General features: G+C 67.3%; 12 protein-coding genes. 11 read left to right on the top strand and 1 reads right to left on the bottom strand.

The window, feature by feature from the left end:
* The first annotated feature begins 114 nt into the window (after positions 1–114).
* The 10 genes from JHD80_RS03740 to JHD80_RS03785 all read left to right on the top strand — a co-directional run bounded on the left by JHD80_RS03740 (position 115) and on the right by JHD80_RS03785 (position 13,716).
* On the top strand, positions 115–2,406 hold the full coding sequence (locus tag JHD80_RS03740; RefSeq protein WP_199085035.1) for a glycosyltransferase family 2 protein: 2,292 nt from the start codon (positions 115–117) through the stop codon (positions 2,404–2,406).
* Complete coding sequence (locus tag JHD80_RS03745; RefSeq protein WP_199085036.1) at positions 2,403–3,242, top strand: class I SAM-dependent methyltransferase; 840 nt, start codon at positions 2,403–2,405, stop codon at positions 3,240–3,242. Before JHD80_RS03740 ends, JHD80_RS03745 begins: the two co-directional genes overlap by 4 nt.
* The gene (locus tag JHD80_RS03750) at positions 3,239–4,486 is read left to right on the top strand and encodes a glycosyltransferase family 4 protein (protein ID WP_199085037.1); all 1,248 of its coding nucleotides are present in this window, start codon (positions 3,239–3,241) and stop codon (positions 4,484–4,486) included. Before JHD80_RS03745 ends, JHD80_RS03750 begins: the two co-directional genes overlap by 4 nt.
* Positions 4,483–5,235, top strand: coding sequence for a hypothetical protein (locus JHD80_RS03755; RefSeq protein ID WP_199085038.1), 753 nt, complete (start codon positions 4,483–4,485; stop codon positions 5,233–5,235). Before JHD80_RS03750 ends, JHD80_RS03755 begins: the two co-directional genes overlap by 4 nt.
* A 3-nt stretch (positions 5,236–5,238) precedes the next feature.
* Positions 5,239–7,440, top strand: a complete 2,202-nt coding sequence (locus JHD80_RS03760) for a glycosyltransferase family 2 protein (RefSeq protein ID WP_199085039.1) — start codon at positions 5,239–5,241, stop codon at positions 7,438–7,440.
* Positions 7,441–7,442: 2 nt separating this feature from the next.
* The gene (locus JHD80_RS03765) at positions 7,443–8,747 is read left to right on the top strand and encodes a glycosyltransferase family 4 protein (protein ID WP_199085040.1); all 1,305 of its coding nucleotides are present in this window, start codon (positions 7,443–7,445) and stop codon (positions 8,745–8,747) included.
* A 32-nt stretch (positions 8,748–8,779) separates the two neighbouring features.
* Complete coding sequence (locus JHD80_RS03770) at positions 8,780–9,976, top strand: polysaccharide pyruvyl transferase family protein (protein ID WP_199085041.1); 1,197 nt, start codon at positions 8,780–8,782, stop codon at positions 9,974–9,976.
* The gene (locus tag JHD80_RS03775; protein WP_199085042.1) at positions 9,973–11,145 is read left to right on the top strand and encodes a glycoside hydrolase family protein; all 1,173 of its coding nucleotides are present in this window, start codon (positions 9,973–9,975) and stop codon (positions 11,143–11,145) included. The genes JHD80_RS03770 and JHD80_RS03775 overlap by 4 nt, the downstream gene beginning before the upstream one ends.
* Entirely contained in the window at positions 11,142–12,599 is a 1,458-nt protein-coding gene (locus tag JHD80_RS03780) for a polysaccharide pyruvyl transferase family protein (protein WP_199085043.1), read from the top strand. The genes JHD80_RS03775 and JHD80_RS03780 overlap by 4 nt, the downstream gene beginning before the upstream one ends.
* A gap of 82 nt (positions 12,600–12,681) precedes the next feature.
* Entirely contained in the window at positions 12,682–13,716 is a 1,035-nt protein-coding gene (locus JHD80_RS03785) for a GSCFA domain-containing protein (RefSeq protein ID WP_199085044.1), read from the top strand.
* A 100-nt stretch (positions 13,717–13,816) separates the two neighbouring features.
* Here the strand turns inward: JHD80_RS03785 and JHD80_RS03790 are convergent, their stop codons facing one another.
* Positions 13,817–15,142 carry an MFS transporter gene (locus tag JHD80_RS03790; protein WP_199085045.1) on the bottom strand — a complete coding sequence of 442 codons (1,326 nt, stop codon included), beginning with the start codon at positions 15,140–15,142 and terminating at the stop codon, positions 13,817–13,819.
* Between the two features lie 183 nt (positions 15,143–15,325).
* Between JHD80_RS03790 and cyoA the strand changes: the two genes are divergently transcribed.
* Positions 15,326–16,408, top strand: coding sequence for a ubiquinol oxidase subunit II (cyoA, locus tag JHD80_RS03795; RefSeq protein ID WP_199085046.1), 1,083 nt, complete (start codon positions 15,326–15,328; stop codon positions 16,406–16,408).
* Positions 16,409–16,414 lie beyond the last annotated feature (6 nt).

The following is a 16,414-nucleotide window of genomic DNA, read 5'->3' on the forward strand; positions in this document are numbered from 1 at the left end:
CGGCCGAAGCGGCCGGGCGAGAGGCTCGCAAGCCCGGAGCGCGCACGCCCCCGGAAAGCGTTCCCCCGCTTTCCGCAAGCGCTCCGGGATTCTCCGTGCCGCAGGAGCGCCCCCATGCTTTCACTCGCGCCTGTCGCGATGGCGACTAATCCGCCTGCCCAGCTCGAGCTCCACCGCCTCGGCGGCTCGGTCTTCCTGCTCTGCTGGACGCTCGAGGCTTCGCCCTTCGGCAAGCCCGCGATCGCGCTGACGGCTGGCGGCCGGCGCCTGCCTGCGGCCTCTATCACGCTTGGCCTGCGTGACGGACGCGAGCGGCTCGCCGTCGCCTTCCGCTCGTCCGGCCATGACAATGTCGTCGCGACGCTCAGCGACCACGGCCCGCAGGGCGAGGTGACGGCTGGCTTCGACCCCACGCTCGTCCATGGGCTTGCCGATCCGACCGAGATTCTCAAGGATTTGACGCCGCAGGCGCGCCTGACACTCGCCAATGCGCTGGTCCGCGCCTGGCCGCCGCTGTTCGGCCTCGCCGCGATCCCGAATTATCTCTCCTTCCTGCGCCAGTTCCTGCTGACGCTGTTCCCCAAGCCAGCGGCGATGCTGCCGACTGCGGCGCTGGTCGAAGGTCAATGGCTGTTCGAGACGGTCCTGCCCCCCGATTTCGGCGCCTTGCAAGGCGTCGCGCGCCTCGATGGTGCGGGGCTCGCGCGCCTTGATCTCAAGGCCCGTCTCGGCTCCTCCGATCGCAGCGGCAAGCGCGAGGTCCATCTCGTGCTCGATGCGCCGCCGAGCCGCGGCGGCGGGCTCCTCATTCTGCAAGGCGAACGCTCGCTGGTCCTGCGCGCTCTGCCCGGCCGGCAGGCTGCGCCTTCGCTCGGTCGCTGGTGGGCTGGCAAGGCCGCGAGCCGCGACGGCCTGCGCAACTGGGTGGTCGAGCAACTCGCTGGCCTGTCAGAACAGGGCCGGCTGCTCGCGATCGAGATGCAGCGGCGCGTGCCGCTCGCGGTCCAGCATGTCCGCCGCAGCGACGACCTGCCGGCTGCCGAGCTTGATCTAGCGGTCTGCAACCAGGCTGGGCTCCTGATCGGAGGCTTGCTGCGCGATCCCGATGATCTCTTGGAAGAGGTGCTGCTGCATCGCGGCAATGGCGAGCCGATCGCGATCCTCTCGCGCCTGCAGCGCTTTCCCGTGCGCCTGCCGACCGGGACGGATGGCGAGACGCGCGCCGCCACGGGCTTCGCCGGTTTCGCGGCGGACTATGCCGGCGGCGCGCCGGTGCTGCAGCCGCGCTGCGAGGTCAGGCTGAAATCCGGGACGACGCTGACGCTGCGCCCAGCGGTGCAGCCCGCCGATCCCGTGACGATCCGGGCACGGGCGCTGGCGGCGATCCCGCCGCAATATCTGACGGCGGATATGATCGAGACGACGCTCGCGCCGATCCTCGCCGCCTGTCAGGAGGATCTGCGCGGCAGCCGGCCGGAGCCGGTGATCAGGGCCTTCGGGCGGTTGCCGGCGCGGCCGAAGGCCTCGGTCGTGATCCCGCTCTACCGCGTTTATGATTTCCTGCGCGTGCAGGTTGCGGCCTTCGCCGGGGATCCGTGGTTCGCTGGCAATGCCGAGCTGATCTATGTGCTCGATTCGCCCGAGCACGAGGCCGAGGTTGCGCATCTGCTCGGCGGCCTGCATCTCGCCTATGGCCTGCCGATGCAATTCGTCGCGATGCGGCGCAATGGCGGCTTCTCGGCGGCCTGCAATGCCGGCGCAGGCGTCGCACGCGGCGAGGTTCTCGCTCTCGTCAATTCCGATGTCATCCCGACCGGCAATGGCTGGCTGGAGGGGCTGATCGCCAGGCTCGACCGCCGCGCGCGGGTCGGCGCGGTCGGTCCGAAGCTGCTCTATGACGACGGCTCGCTGCAACACGCGGGACTGTTCTTCAAGCGCGACAGCAAAGGCACCTGGCTCAACCATCATTACTTCAAGGGCATGCCCGGCAGCTATGCTCCGGCCAATATCGAGCGGCCGGTACCCGGCGTCACCGGCGCCTGCATCGTGATGGCGCGCGATCTCTACGCGGAACTCGGCGGCTTCGACGAGAGCTATGTGATCGGCGATTACGAGGACAGCGATCTCTGCCTCAAGATCAGGCGGGCCGGCTTCGGCATCCTCTATGTCCCGGAAGTCGCGCTCTACCATCTCGAACGGCAATCGATCGCGCGCAGCGTCGACTACACGCGCGGCGCCGCCTCCCAGCACAATGCCTGGCTGCAATCGCAGCGCTGGGGCGCCCAGATCGAGGCGCTGATGCAAGCCTTCGCGACCTCCGCGCCCGAGCTCGCCCTGCCGGCGCCCGCGCCCGTCGAACCCGATCTTGTTCCCCGCTTCAGCTTCAGGAGAGCGACCGCCGCATGACCGCCCTGAGACAGATCGCACCAGAGCCAGTTCCCGCGGACGCATCCGCCGGGCCGGAGCTCGACTGGCTCCTGGCCGCGCTGCAGAGCAACCGCTTCATGCCGCATCCGCCCGAAGGTTCGATCTTCGTCGGCGATGGCGATTATCGCGCGATCGGTGCCGAATTCCTCGGCCATTTCATCCGCATCGGGCGGCTGAAGCCGCATGAGCGCGTCTTCGATATCGGCTGCGGCATCGGCCGCATGGCGGTGCCGTTGACGCAATATCTCGATCCTGAGCGCGGCAGCTATGACGGCGTCGACCCGGTGATGGAAGGCATCCTCTGGTGCGCCCAGACGATCACGCCGGCCTATCCGCGCTTCCGCTTCCAGCGGCTCGACATCGCCCATCCGCTCTATAACCCGCAGGGCTCGCTGCCAGGCACCGAGGTGCGCTTCGGCTTCGCCAATAGCAGCTTCGATTTCGTGACGATGACCTCGGTCGCGACGCATCTGCCGCCGGACGAGCTCGTGGTCTACCTGCAGGAGGCCGCGCGCCTGCTGGGGCCGGGCGGGCGCCTCTTCCTTACCGCCTTCGCGCTCGACGGCACGTCGACCGGACAGGAGCGCCTCTCGTTCAAGCGCTGGCAGGACGGGCCGGGCTGGTACGCCATCGACGAGGCGCCGCTCGCCGCCGCCGGCATCGACAGCCGCTTCCTGCTGGAACAGACGGCGCTGGCCGGGCTCACCGTCGAGGCGCTGCGGCCAGGCCATTGGCGCGGTATCAGCGCGGCGCACTACCAGGACCTGCTGATCGCGACGAAGCCGGGGGGCAAGGGTGTGGGAGGCACGGCATGAGCCGGCGCATCCTCGTCGTCGCGCATAACCATCCGTCGCTGCATCCGGGCGGAACCGAGATCTTCGCGCATGATTTGTCGCAGGCCTATCGCGAGGAGGGCTGCGAGGTGCTGTTCCTCGGTGCCACCAATACGATGCATCGCGAGCCGCATCCCGGCACGGCGCTGCAAGCGGTCGGCGAGGACGTGGTTTTGTGGAGCGCGCATTACGACCGCTTCCACATGAGCCAGATCGACCATTACGGCACGTTGCAGGACCTCGCGACGCTGCTGGAGGAGTTCCGGCCGGACGTGATCCACGTCCATCATCTCGTGCTGATCGGCGCCGAGTTCCTGACGCTGGCGCGCCGGCTCCTGCCGCAGGCCGCGATCGTGATGACGCTGCACGACTACTATCCGATCTGCCATCATGACGGGCTGATGGTGCGGCCGGGCGACCGCCAACGTTGCAAGGGCTCCTCTCCCTCGGCCTGCCATGGCTGCTTCCCCGAGATTGGCTCCGACCGCTTCCTGCTGCGCGAGCGCTTCATCAAGACGCATCTGGCGGCGGTCGACCGCTTCATTGCGCCAAGCCGCTTCCTGCGCCAGCGCTATGTCGACTGGGGCCTGCCCGGCGAGCGGATCGAGGTCATCGCCAATGCCCGCCCGGCCCAGGAGGCCGCGCCGCATCGTCAGGCAACCGGGCGGCGCACCAGCTTCGGCTATTTCGGCAATCTCAACCCCTGGAAGGGCGTGCTGCCGCTGCTGCAGGCGGCGCAGTTGCTGCGCGCCTCCGGCGAGACCGAGTTCTCGCTGCGCATCCATGGCGGGGCGCCGTTCCAGAGCGAAGCCTTCACCAGCGCGCTCGATACCGCTCTCGCCGGCGCTGCGGGCGTCGTCACCCATTGCGGGCCTTATTCCCGCGACGAGGTGCCGGGCCTGATGGCCGAGGTCGACTGGGTGGTGATGCCCTCGATCTGGTGGGAAAACGCACCCCTCGTCATCCAGGAAGCCTTCCAGCACCGCAGGCCCCCGATCGTCAGCGCCATCGGCGGCATGGCCGAGATGGTGCGCGACGAGATCGACGGGCTGCATGTCCGGCCGGGCGACCCGGCCGCGCTGGCCCGCACCCTACGCCGGGCGATGGAGGAGGCCGGCCTCTGGCAGCGCCTCGTCCACGGTATCGCCGAGCAGCCAACGCTCGCCGGCTGCGCCGGCCGCCACCTCGCCCTCTTCGACAGCCTCAAGCTCGCGGAGGCCGCATGACAACGGCTCAGTATCAGGACAACGAAACCCGCCTTCCCAACGTCAATCCCGCACGCCTGAACGGACGGGTCGACGCCCTCGACGGCAGCCGCCTGCATGGCTGGATCTGGGACGAGGCCCGTCCCGACGAGGCGATCACGGTCAGGATTTCCTGCGACGGCAAGGTCGTCGCGGAGACCAAGGCCGACCAGAGCCGCATCGATCTGCGCCGCAACGGCATCGGCGACGGCAAGCATGCCTTCTCGATCGATCTCGACGAGGCGCTGGTCGCAGCACGCGCACGTCTGACGGTGGTCGGCATTTCGCCTGCGACGGGGGCGGAATTCGAGCTGCGCCTGCCGGCGGCTGACGAGCTCGCGGCGGAAGCGGCGATCGCCGTGCCGTTGGCGCGCTTCTTCGACAAGGTCGAGATGCTGATCGTGCTCAACCGGCGCGCCCAGCTCGCCCAGAAGGAGCTCAACGAGAAGCTCGACCGCATCGCGGCGCGGCTCGAGGAGAACCATGCGCTGGCCGAGGCGACCAAGGCCGAGACCGAGAGCCAGAGCGAGATCGTGCGCCGGCTCGGCGAGCTCGACGTCTTCCAACTGCGCTTCGACGGCACCTTGCGCGGTTTCGACGCGCGGCTCGATGCGATCCGTAAGGAAGCGCGGGCGCCGCTCAGGCAGGTCACGGTCATCCTCGGCTTTCTGTCGGCGCTCGCGGCCGTGATGTCCTTCGTCACGCTTGCTGTGACGCTCTGGGGAGGGTGAGGCATGAGCGAGGTCATCGTTCCCGAGAGGACAGCGATCGCGCAGGCGCCGACCGTCTCCTGGACGCCGCTCGGCGAGAACGCGATCCTCGTCCGCAGCCATTGCGATGCGATTCCTGCGAAGGTGCCGGTCGCGGTCGACGGCAATCCGCGCAACCGCGCGCAGACGATGGTGCTGAGCTGGCACCGGCCCGGTGCCGAGCCTTCGGCGGCGACCGGGTTTCTGTGTCTCGCTCCCGCGCCCAGCGTCGACAATAGCGGCACCGGCGCCCTGTTGATCGGGCGCCCCGGCCGTCCCTTGCGCCTGATCCTGGCGCCGAAGCCTCAACCCCTGCAGACGTTCCTGTCGGAGCTCGCCGACGATTCCGGCCAGGCTTTTCCGAGCGTCGTTGACGGCCTGCTCGAAGTGCTGCTGACCGGCGCGCCCAATCCGCGCCGCCTGCGGGCCGTGGCGATGTTGTTGCAGACGGTTGCGCGGCCGGGCGGCTTCGTCGAGGTGATGGGCAAGCTTGGCGAAACCGGCGGTGCCGGTGACGGCATCTTCCTCCAAGGCTGGACCTCCCATTTCGCGGCGGGTCGCGTGAAGCTGCTGATTTCGCATGGCGGGCTGTCGCCGGCCCATCTCGAAACCGGGACCTTCGAGCGCGACGATCTCGGCGAAGGTGCGCGCGGCTTCTTCGGGCTGCTAGAGGATTGCCACGCCCAGCATCCCGGCGAGATCGAGCGGCTCTATTTCCGCGGCAATGACGGCTGGCGCGCGCTTGAGGTCTATGAGCGCCATGTCCTGCTCGAGCCGATCACCGTGCCCGGCCATCTGCGCGACGGCTTGCAGCGCGGGACTGCCCCGCAGGCCACCGTCGATAAGTTGAAGCGCGCCTCGCAGCGCTTCGACGGGCGCGACACGGTCTGCCTGCTGGAGGAGCCGGTGCGCGCCGGTATCGACTCGGTGACGGTGGTCGAGGGGACCGGCGTGCTGATCATCGGCTGGCTGTTCGATCCCGAGCGCCGGGTCGGCGGCGTCACGCTGCGCAGTGGCAGCCAGTCCTGCGCCGTCGATCGCTTGTGGACCCGCGTGCAGCGCGCCGATGTGACGGCCGCCTTCATGGAAGACCCGCGCTTCGGCCCAGCGCTGGCCTCGCGGCGCAACAATCACGGCTTCATCGTCTTCGCGCCGAAGCTGCTTCCCGAAGCCGGCCAACCGCTGTATCTCGCCTTGGAGGTGCAGGGCACGGGCCCCGCCTTCCTGCCGCTCGAACCCAACCGGGCCCCGGCGCGGCGCGCGCTGGAGCGCGTGCTCGGCCTGCTCGACCCGCGCTCCTCCACCGCCAGTTCCGTGGTCGAGCGCCAGATCGCGCCGGCCCTGCAGGCGGCCGAGATCGCGCCGCCGCGCGCCGCGGAAACGCTCGATGTCGGCGCCTTCGATCCGGAAGCCCCGCTCGGCCTCGTCATCGGCCTCGATCACCGTCACCGCGAGTTGTCGGCGCTGTTTGCGCTGCTGGCGATGGACCCGGAGGCGCGGCCTCTGCCGATCGTGCTTGCGGCGCCCTCCGAGAGCTTCGACCGCGTCGGCGCCGAGGCCCGGCGGCTCGCGCGCTTCTATGGGCTTTCCGTGCGGCTCGTCGCGGTCGAGGGCGTCGAGGATGCCTGCGATGCGCTGGAGGCCGGCGTGCGGGCTTGTCGCTTCAACACGGTCGCCTTGTTGTCCGGCGCCGCGCAGATCCGCATGCCCGGCTGGCTCGGCCGGCTGGAGCGGGCCTATCGCGCGCGCGGCGGCCAATGCGTGGCGAGCCCGACCTTGCTCTTCGAGGATGATTCCATCCGCTGGGCCGGTGCCTGGCTGGAAGGCGAGCGGGCGAGCCGGCGCATCGCCAACCGTTTCGTCGGCTATCCCTTGGAGGCCGTCGGCAATCTCGGCCCAATGGAGGTCGCGGCCGGCGCGAGCGAATGCTGCGTGCTGTCGCGCGCGGCCTTCATCGAGGTCGGCGGCTTCGCGCGCAATTACTTCACCACGGCGGAGAAGGGGCTCGATCTCTGCCTCAAGCTCCGGATGGCGGGCTCGCCCTCGCTCTGGGTGCCCGACGTCGAGGTCTATGCCGTCGACGACCCGGAGACCGCGACGCCCCATGCGGGTGCGCTCGCCCAACTCGCCGACCGCACCAGTTTCGACCGGCGCTGGGCGCTCGCCATCTCCAACATGAAAGGCTGAGGATGCGGATTCTCGTGATATCGCACGGCCATCCTTCGCTCTCGCTCGGCGGGGCGGAGGTGGCGTCCTACAACCTGCACAAGGGTTTGCAGGTCGGCGAGGGCGTCGATTCCCATTTCCTCGCCCGCGTCGGCGCACCGACGCCGCGCCATGCCGGCACGGCGCTGATGAGCCTGCGCCAGCGCGGCGGCGAATTGCTCTACTACGCCGAGGATTACGACCACTTCCTGATCTCGAACCGGGCGACCGACGAGATCGAGCGCGATTTCGTGCGCGTGCTGCACGATCTGAAGCCCGACGTGGTGCATTTCCACCATTTCATCGGGCTTGGGCTCGAATGCCTGTTCGCGGTACGCGATGCGCTGCCTGATGCGCTGATCGTGGTGACCTTCCACGAATATCTATCGATCTGCCACCACCACGGCCAGATGGTGAAGACCGGGGCCTTCAAGCTCTGCTACCGGGCCTCGCCGACCGATTGCAACGCCTGCTTCCCGGAGATCTCGCCGGCCCGCTTCCTCGCCCGCGAGACCTTCATCAAGGGTATGCTGGGGCTGGCCGACCATCTCGTATCGCCGAGCCGCTTCCTCGTGGATCGCTATGTGGACTGGGGCCTCTCCGAGGAGCGCTTCTCGGTGATCGAGAACGGCATCGACGTGGCCGCCGCCGCCCCGCCGCGCCCTCTCCCGGAAGGTAAGGGGCGCCGCTCGCGCTTCGCCTATTTCGGCCAGCTCACGCCCTACAAGGGCGCCGACGTGCTGATCGACGCGGTGACGCGCATTCCCGAGAAGGTTTGGGGCGAGGATTCGATCCTGCTCGTCTATGGCGGCAACCTGGAGCGCCAGCCGCAGGCCTATCAGGACAAGTTCGCGAAGCTCGTCGAAGCGGCCGGGCGGCGCGTGCGCTTCTGCGGCGCCTTCCAGAACCGCGAGATGCCGAACCTGATGCGCTCGGTCGACTGGATGGTGATGCCCTCAGTCTGGTGGGAGAACTCGCCGATCGTGATCCAGGAGGCGTTCTTCCATGGCCGTCCGATCCTGGCTAGCAATCTCGGCGGCATGGCCGAGAAGATCACAGACGAGGTCGACGGCCTGCATTTCCGACCCGGCAGCCCGGAAGACCTCGTCGACTGCATGACGCGCGCGCTGACCGAGCCCGGCCTCTGGGAGCGCCTGCGCGGCGGGATCAAGCGGCCGATGAGCCATGTCGAATGCGCGGACGCGCATCTCGACCTCTATCGCCGCCTCCTCACCGAACGCAGCAAGCCTGCCGCCGCGCGGCAGGACCAAGCCGCGATGATCGCCTGAAACCATAACGAAACAACAGGGGAGACCCGACCATGGCCCGCATCCTCGTCATCAGCCCCTCCGGGGAGGTCTATGACCACGACAATGTCCGCTGGTATCGCCATGCCGATCTGCAGAGCCATATCGAGCACTACCACAATATCGGCGATGCGTTCGTTTTCGATTCCTCGCTGAAGCTGCTTAATTTCGAAGTGATCGACGAATTGCCGATCGACCGTGTCGATCCCGCGATGATCGACCGGCTCAATGCCGAGTACGATTACGTCTTCCTGCGCGGCTCCAACTACGTCCATGCGCAGATGAACTGGTCGAAGGCGGCCGAGGTGTTGCGCAGGCTCAAGCTGCCGGTGATCGCCTTCGGCATCGGCGCGCAGGCTCCGGTCAGCGGCAAGCTGGAGCTGAGCGAGGACACCAGGACCGTGCTCAAGCTCATCTCGGATTCGACGGCGTCGCTCGGCGTGCGCGGCACCTATTCGGCGGAGGTGCTGAACGATCTCGGCATCCGCAATGTCCGCATCATCGGCTGCCCGACGGCGTTCCGGAACAACGATCCCAACCTCGCCATCCGCCTGCCGTCGCTCGATCGGATCAAGACTGTGGGCGTCACGCTGCGGCGCGAGGTCTCGAAGACCTATGCGCAGGACATCAAGCGCTATCTCACCTTCCATCGCTCCCTCGTGAAGGCGATGGCCGATCGCTTCGAGGTCACGCTGATGTCCCAGGGCGAGGTCGAGGAGAAGAAGCTCGCGCTCGGCACGCCCGAGCAGAAGGCACAGGCGCTCGCCGCGCTGAAGGAGAACGAGTGGGCCAATAACTGGTATCTCGATGAGCAGGTCACCGGGCTCTACCAGAGCCGGATGTTCTATTCCGACATCGTCGCGGAATACGAGCGGCTGGTGCGCGGGCTCGATCTCGTGCTCGGCTACCGGCTGCACGGCAACCTGATGGCGCTCGCGAACGGCACGCCGTCGATCTACTTCACCTATGACAGCCGCACGGTCGAGTTCGCGGATACCTTCAAGATTCCGAGCATCGACGTCTTCGCCGGCCAGGATTTCAGGCTGGAGGAGCACTGGGAGCAGGCGCGCTTCGACCGTTTCAATACGGCCTACGCGCAAGTCTATCGCGCGATGAGCGCCTTCCTCAGCGAGAACAGGATCGACCACAAGATGGCCAAGCCGGCTGCTGCTGCCCAGGAGGCGCCCGCGCCGGAACGGAAGGTGGCATGAGGGGCGCCCGCACCCTGCGCGCGGCGCTGTCGGCGGCATGTCTGCTGTTGGCAGTGCCTGCGATGGCGCAGGGCTATCGACTCGAGCTTGCGCCCGGCGCGCAGGAGGAGACGGTAGTGTCCTGGGCACGCGAGCGCTGCGAGGAATGGGACCTGCCGGACGCGCCACTGCGTGCCTTCCGCGACGACAAGGGCGATGTCGTCGCCTTCGCCAGCCATTATCGCAGCCGGCCGCTGATCGGCGCCGACCTATCATCAATCCGCAAGAGCTGCGCGGTGTCCTTCGAAGCGAAGAACAGCGCCGATCCCAGCCAGTTCAGCGACAAGAGCTGGATCGCCGCGACCTGGACCGGCGACGGGCGCCATGTCCAGGCGCTTGTTCACGCCGAATACCATGCCGACAAGCATCCCGGCGCCTGCCGCTTCAAGGAGGCGATGAGCTGCTGGTACAATGTCGTGACTGCCGCTCAGTCCGATGATGGCGGGCGCAGCTTCAGGACCGACGAGCCGCGCCCGCTCGTGGCGGCGCCGCCTTACAGGCAGGATGTCGGCCAGGGGCGGCATCGCGGCTTCTTCAACCCCTCGAATATCGTCGAGAAGGACGGCGCCTGGTATGCGCTGATCGCGACGACGGGCGGCGAGGGCCAGAAGAACGGCGTCTGCCTGTTCCGGTCGACGGACCTCAAGGATCCGACGACCTGGCGCGCCTTTGACGGGCAGGATTTTACGATTCCCGCCGTCGATCCCTATCGCGACGATCTGAGCCAGGCGCGACCATGCCAGCCACTGAAGAACCTGCCGACCACGGTCGGCTCGGTCACCCGGCACGAGGTGAGTGGGCAATGGCTCACGATCTTCCATCTCGGCCCCGATCCCCGGCAGGGCATCGTCGGCGGGCGCGTTGCCTATAGCTGGTCCAAGGACCTCGTGACCTGGTCGCCGCTGCAGACGCTGATCACGCATCCGACGATGTGGAGCAAGGATTGCGGCGACCGCGACCGTTACAGCTACGGCGCCGTCGCCGATCCGGCCTCGCGCTCGCGCAATTTCGAGACCACGGGCGACCAGCCCTTTCTGTTCATGACCAAGATGCATGTCGCCGACTGCAAGGTCGGCCCGCAGCGCGATCTCGTCCGTATCAAAATCCGCATCGTGAAGGACAATCCATGAATGCGCCCGCCCATCCGCTTCCGGCCAGCCAGGCCGTGCAGAGCATGAAGATCCTGCGCGCCACCACGCAGGAGGTCGTCGTACTCGTCGCGCGCGAGCCCGGCGGAAGCTGGCCGTCATTGCGCCTGCTCATCGACGGGCAGGACTACGCCACGATCAACCCGGGCGCGCTCGCCACCGGTGATGCGACCGTGGCCGAGATCGCCATTCCGCTGCCGGCCCTGCCGGAGACGCGTTTGCGCTCGATCGCGGTCGCGGATGCGCGGACCGGCGCGCTCGCGCCCGGCTCGGAATTGCGCCCGGTCTCGAAGACGAAGCCGCTGCGGGCGCTGGTGATCTATCCCGCGGGCGAGGTCTACGACCATGACAAGGTGCGCTGGTATCGCGCGCCGATGGAGAAGCTGCTCAGCGACTATTTCAACATCGGCGACATGATCGTCTACGATTCGACGCTGAAGCTCCTCGATTACGCGCATCTGGAGCCGATGAAGATCATGTCGCCGACGGATGCCGATATCGCGCGCTATGCCAGCGAGTTCGATTTCGTCTTCGTGCGCGGCTCGAACTTCATCCATGAGAGCATGGAGTGGTTCCGCGCCGTCGAGGTGCTGGAGAAGGTCAAGCTGCCGGTCTACGCCATCGGCGTCGGCGCGCAGGCGAGCCAGAACCGCCGCATCGAACTGCCGGAAGCCTCGAAGCGCTTCTGGTCGATCGTGGCCGAGCGTTCGGCCGCCATCGGCGTGCGCGGGGCTTTCAGCGCCGAGACACTCCGGCAGAACGGCATCCGCAATGTCGAGGTGGTGGGCTGCCCCTCGATCTTCCGGACCCGCAATCGCGACCTCAGGATCCGCATTCCCGACCAGCGCGACATCCGCAAGGTTGCGTTCAGCCTGCGCCGCGAGGCCGACAAGAGCTATACCGCCGATCCGGAAGCCTATTTGCGCAACCAGAAGGCCGCGCTGCTCAAGGTCGACGCCCAAAGCGAGATGGTGATGTCCTCGCATGGCGAGCAGGAGGAGAAGGCCTTCTTCCTGCGCGATCCCGCGGCCAAGGAGAAGGCGGTCGCCGAATTCACCCGCACCGGCTGGTGGAACGGCGCTGACGACGCCGCGATGCGGCGGATCTACGAGAAGCAGCTGTTCTCCTTCTTCGACGTCGAGCATTACGACGCCTTCGCCCGCTCGCAGGACCTTGCCGTGGGCTATCGCGTCCATGGCGTGCTGCCGGCCGTGGCGCATGGCGTGCCCGGCGTGCTCGTCGCCTATGACACGCGCAGCCAGGAACTGGCCGAGACGCTGAAGATCCCGGTCGTGCCGGAGGCGGCGCTCGCCGAGGGCGGCTGGCGCGCGGTCTATCAGGAGGCGGCGCTGAACGGCCTCGCGAAGAGCTATGCCGGCTCCTACGACCGGATGCGCGGCTTCCTCGACCGGAACGGCATTCCCCACCGGATGTAAGGGGTAGCCCGGACCCATGAACGGCCTTCGCGGAGGCGCGAAGGCCTCCCGGCTATCGGCTTCCACCAACCAGGAGACGATCATGAAGATCGAGTACGATGCGGGCACGGCCCTTTCGATCATGCGCGGCAACCCGGTGCGCGGCTGGACCTCGGGCAAGCCCGAGAAGATGGCGAAGGAGCGCCTGACCACCGGCGACTATGTCGCGGTGGAGCATAAGTCGAAGTTCCGGCTCGATCCTTCGGAACCGATCTTCACGATGGGGTCGTGCTTCGCGCGCGAGGTCGAGAACATCCTGATGGCGCGGGGCCTGCCGCTGCTGCTCGAAGGCCATGGCGTGCCGGCCGAGCATTTCGAGAGCTGGAACGAGGAGAGCGGGCGCGGCGGCGGGGCCGATCGCGGCCAGCTCAGCCGGGGCGCGCTGAACAAGTATTCGGTGCGCTCGATGACGCATGAGCTCAAGCGCGTCCTGACGGGCGAGAGCTATCCGGACGAGGGGTTGATCGAGCTCGCGCCCGGGCAATGGTTCGATCCGCAGGCGAGTGGTCTCAAGCTGCTCGATCGCGAGAGCGCCTTCGCCAACCGCAAGCGCCTGACCGCGGCCACCGCGCAGATCAAGCAGGCACGCGTCTGCTTCTTCACGCTGGGCCTGACCGAGACCTGGCTGGACGCGCAGACCGGCATCGCCATGAACGCCCATCCAGGCCCGGTCTGGCTGCAGCGCATGCCGGAGCGCTTCCGCTTCGTCGATTACGGCTATGACGCGACGCTCGCCGACATGCTCGACATCATCGGGCTGATCCGCGAGCACTGCCACCCGGAGATGCGCTTCGTCGTCACGGTATCGCCGGTGCCATTCGGCGCGACATTCAAGGATGCCGACGTCATCGTCGCCAACAGTGCGTCCAAATCGGTGCTGCGGGCGGTGGCGGAGGAACTGTTCCGCCGCTTCGATTTCGTCGACTACTTCCCGAGCTACGAGATCGTGCTCAATTCGCCGCGCGCGCTCGCCTTCCAGGACGACCAGCTCCATGTCGCGCGCGACATGGTCGCGCATGTGATGGAGACGTTCCAGAGCGCCTATCTCGCGCCGCAGGAGCAGCCGCAAGCGGCTTGAGCACGCTGCACATGCCGATCAGGATCGCAGCTGAGCAGGGAGCGGTGCCAGCTCAGCGAGAGTGTCCCGGCGAACTCGTCGTCGAGGCCGCGGGCGCGCTTCAGCCGTAGCGCGCCTCCAGCCGCCGATCGAGCCACAGCGCCACCAGCGTGCAGAGCGCGCCGGAGAGCAGATAAAGCCCGACCCAGGCGAGGCCGAAGGTGCTCGACAGCGTCAGGGCCACCAGCGGAGCGAAGCCGGCGCCGATGAGCCAGGCGAAGTCCGAGGTCAAGGCCGCGCCGGTATAGCGGTATTGCGGCTTGAAGCTGGACGCGACCGCGCCGGCCGCCTGGCCATAGGCAAGGCCGAGCAGGCCGAAGCCGATGATCACGTAGATCGTCTGGCCGGCCAGGCTGTCGCCGAAGAGCAGCGGCGCGACGATGCTGGAGAGGCTGAACAGCGCGATCATGCCGCCCGAGAGGAGCAGCGTGTTGCGGCGGCCGATCTGGTCGGCGATCAAGCCGGAGGTCACGATCGCGCCCGCGCCGACCACGCCTCCGGCGGCCTGCACCAGCAGGAACTCCGAGACCGAACGGTCGGTGAAGAGGTTGATCCAGCTCACCGGGAAGATGGTGACGAGGTGGAAGAGCGCGAAGCTGGCCAGCGGCACGAAGGCGCCGAGGATGAGCGTGAGGCCGTGGACGCGGATGAGCTCGAACACCGAGACCGGCACCAATTCGCGCGTTTGCATCAACTGCGCGAATTCCTGGGTCGCGACCATGCGCAGGCGGGCGAACAGCGCGACGACGTTGATGGTCAGCGCGACGAAGAAGGGATAGCGCCAGCCCCAGCCGAGAAAATCCTCCCGCGACAGGGCGCCCTCGAAATAAGCGAAGAGCCCGGCCGCCAGGATGAAGCCGAAGGGCGCGCCGAGCTGCGGTAGCATCGCGTACCAGCCGCGGCGATTGGCCGGAGCGTTGAGCGCAAGCAGCGAGGACAGGCCGTCCCAGGCGCCACCGAGCGCGATGCCCTGCAACAGGCGGAAACCGGCCAGGATGACGATCGACCAGATGCCGAGCGTCGCATAGCCCGGCAGGAAGGCGACGCCTGCCGTCGAGCCGCCGAGCAGGAAGAGCGCGGCGGTGAGCTTGGTCGCGCGGCCGTAACGCCGGTCGATCGCGAAGAATAGCACCGAGCCGATCGGCCGGGTGACGAAGGCCAGTGCGAAGATGCCGAAGGAATAGAGGGTGCCGGTGACCCGGTCGGCGAAGGGGAAGACCAGCTCGGGGAAGACCAGCACGCAGCCCAGCCCGAAGACGAAGAAGTCGAAATATTCCGAAGTCCGGCCGATGATGACGCCGAGCGCGATATCGGCCGGCGACACGTGGTCGCGGCCATGCGCGTCTGCCGGGTGTCTCGATGAATGGCTCGCCGCGTCAGCGCTCATGACCGCGAATTCCTCGTTGGGAGGCCGCTCGGCAGAACCGGGCTTGCCCGCACCTCATACAAATGGATACGGTGGATAGAAGCCACCCGTCAAACCATCGCAATGAGACAGATTGTCTTATGTGCGGTGCGAAAGAATGGGAATAGAGAACGGCAGTCCCGGATGAGGGAGGTCTCGAGTCTCTTGCGGATCCTTCGGTCTTTAGCGGTTCTGCCGCTCTTCGCGCTGCTCGGCGGCTGCCAGATGGTGCTGCTGGGCCCGTCCGGCGATGTTGCAGTGCAGCAGCGCAACCTGCTGCTCGCCTCGACCGGGCTGATGCTGCTGATCATCGTGCCGGTGATGGCGCTGACGATTTTCTTCGCCTGGCGCTACCGCGCCTCGGCCAAGGCCAGCTACGATCCCGACTGGAACCATTCGCTGCCGCTGGAGGTGGTGATCTGGTCGGTGCCGCTGCTGATCATCATCGTGATCGGAGCGATGACCTGGATGGGCACGCATCTGCTCGATCCCTACCGCCCGCTCGACCGGATCAGTGCCGGCAAGCCGGCGGTCGAGGCCAAGGCCGGCGGCAACGGTGTCCGCAAGGAGCCCTTGGTCATCCAGGTCGTCGCGCTCGACTGGAAATGGCTGTTCCTCTACCCGGCGCAGGGCATCGCCTCGCTCAACGAGGTCGTGGCGCCGGTCGACCAGCCGATCGAATTCCGCATCACCTCGTCCTCGGTGATGAATTCGCTCTTCATTCCCGCGCTTGCCGGCCAGATCTACGCCATGCCGGGCATGCAGACGAAGCTGAACGCCGTGATCAACCATGCCGGCGAGTTCGACGGGTTCTCGGCCAATTATAGCGGCGCCGGCTTCTCCGACATGCGCTTCCGCTTCCGCGGCGTCGACGACAAGGCTTTCGGCGACTGGGTGCAGGGCGCGATCCGTAACGGCAGCACGCTCGGGCGCGAGGAATATCTCGTGCTGGAGAAGCCGAGCGAGCGCGAGCCGGTCCGCTATTTCCGCGACATTCCGTCCGACCTGTTCAGCGCCGTCCTCAACATGTGCGTCGACCGGGCCAAGATGTGCACGCGCGACATGATGGCGCTGGACGCGAAGGGGGGCGGCGGTAAGGAGGGCATCCATATCGTCGCGCAGCTCGAATACGACAAGAGCGTGCGCCGGGGCGGGCAACCGATGCCGCCGCGCCCCTTCGTGACGGCGATCTGTACGCCGACCGATGTCTACGGCACCGCGGGCGTCAGCGCCCGTGTCGCCAACTGAGGCTGG

Origin of the sequence: Allobosea sp. ASV33, assembly GCF_016428755.1 — a bacterium.
Lineage (GTDB): Bacteria > Pseudomonadota > Alphaproteobacteria > Rhizobiales > Beijerinckiaceae > Allobosea.

What these genes read in the sequence shown, in the direction of transcription:
- JHD80_RS03740 (WP_199085035.1), top strand. Translation starts at nt 115, where the DNA reads ATGCTTTCACTCGCGCCTGTCGCGATGGCGACTAATCCGCCTGCCCAG.
- JHD80_RS03745 (WP_199085036.1), top strand. Translation starts at nt 2,403, where the DNA reads ATGACCGCCCTGAGACAGATCGCACCAGAGCCAGTTCCCGCGGACGCA.
- JHD80_RS03750 (WP_199085037.1), top strand. Translation starts at nt 3,239, where the DNA reads ATGAGCCGGCGCATCCTCGTCGTCGCGCATAACCATCCGTCGCTGCAT.
- JHD80_RS03755 (WP_199085038.1), top strand. Translation starts at nt 4,483, where the DNA reads ATGACAACGGCTCAGTATCAGGACAACGAAACCCGCCTTCCCAACGTC.
- JHD80_RS03760 (WP_199085039.1), top strand. Translation starts at nt 5,239, where the DNA reads ATGAGCGAGGTCATCGTTCCCGAGAGGACAGCGATCGCGCAGGCGCCG.
- JHD80_RS03765 (WP_199085040.1), top strand. Translation starts at nt 7,443, where the DNA reads ATGCGGATTCTCGTGATATCGCACGGCCATCCTTCGCTCTCGCTCGGC.
- JHD80_RS03770 (WP_199085041.1), top strand. Translation starts at nt 8,780, where the DNA reads ATGGCCCGCATCCTCGTCATCAGCCCCTCCGGGGAGGTCTATGACCAC.
- JHD80_RS03775 (WP_199085042.1), top strand. Translation starts at nt 9,973, where the DNA reads ATGAGGGGCGCCCGCACCCTGCGCGCGGCGCTGTCGGCGGCATGTCTG.
- JHD80_RS03780 (WP_199085043.1), top strand. Translation starts at nt 11,142, where the DNA reads ATGAATGCGCCCGCCCATCCGCTTCCGGCCAGCCAGGCCGTGCAGAGC.
- JHD80_RS03785 (WP_199085044.1), top strand. Translation starts at nt 12,682, where the DNA reads ATGAAGATCGAGTACGATGCGGGCACGGCCCTTTCGATCATGCGCGGC.
- JHD80_RS03790 (WP_199085045.1), bottom strand. Translation starts at nt 15,142, where the DNA reads ATGAGCGCTGACGCGGCGAGCCATTCATCGAGACACCCGGCAGACGCG.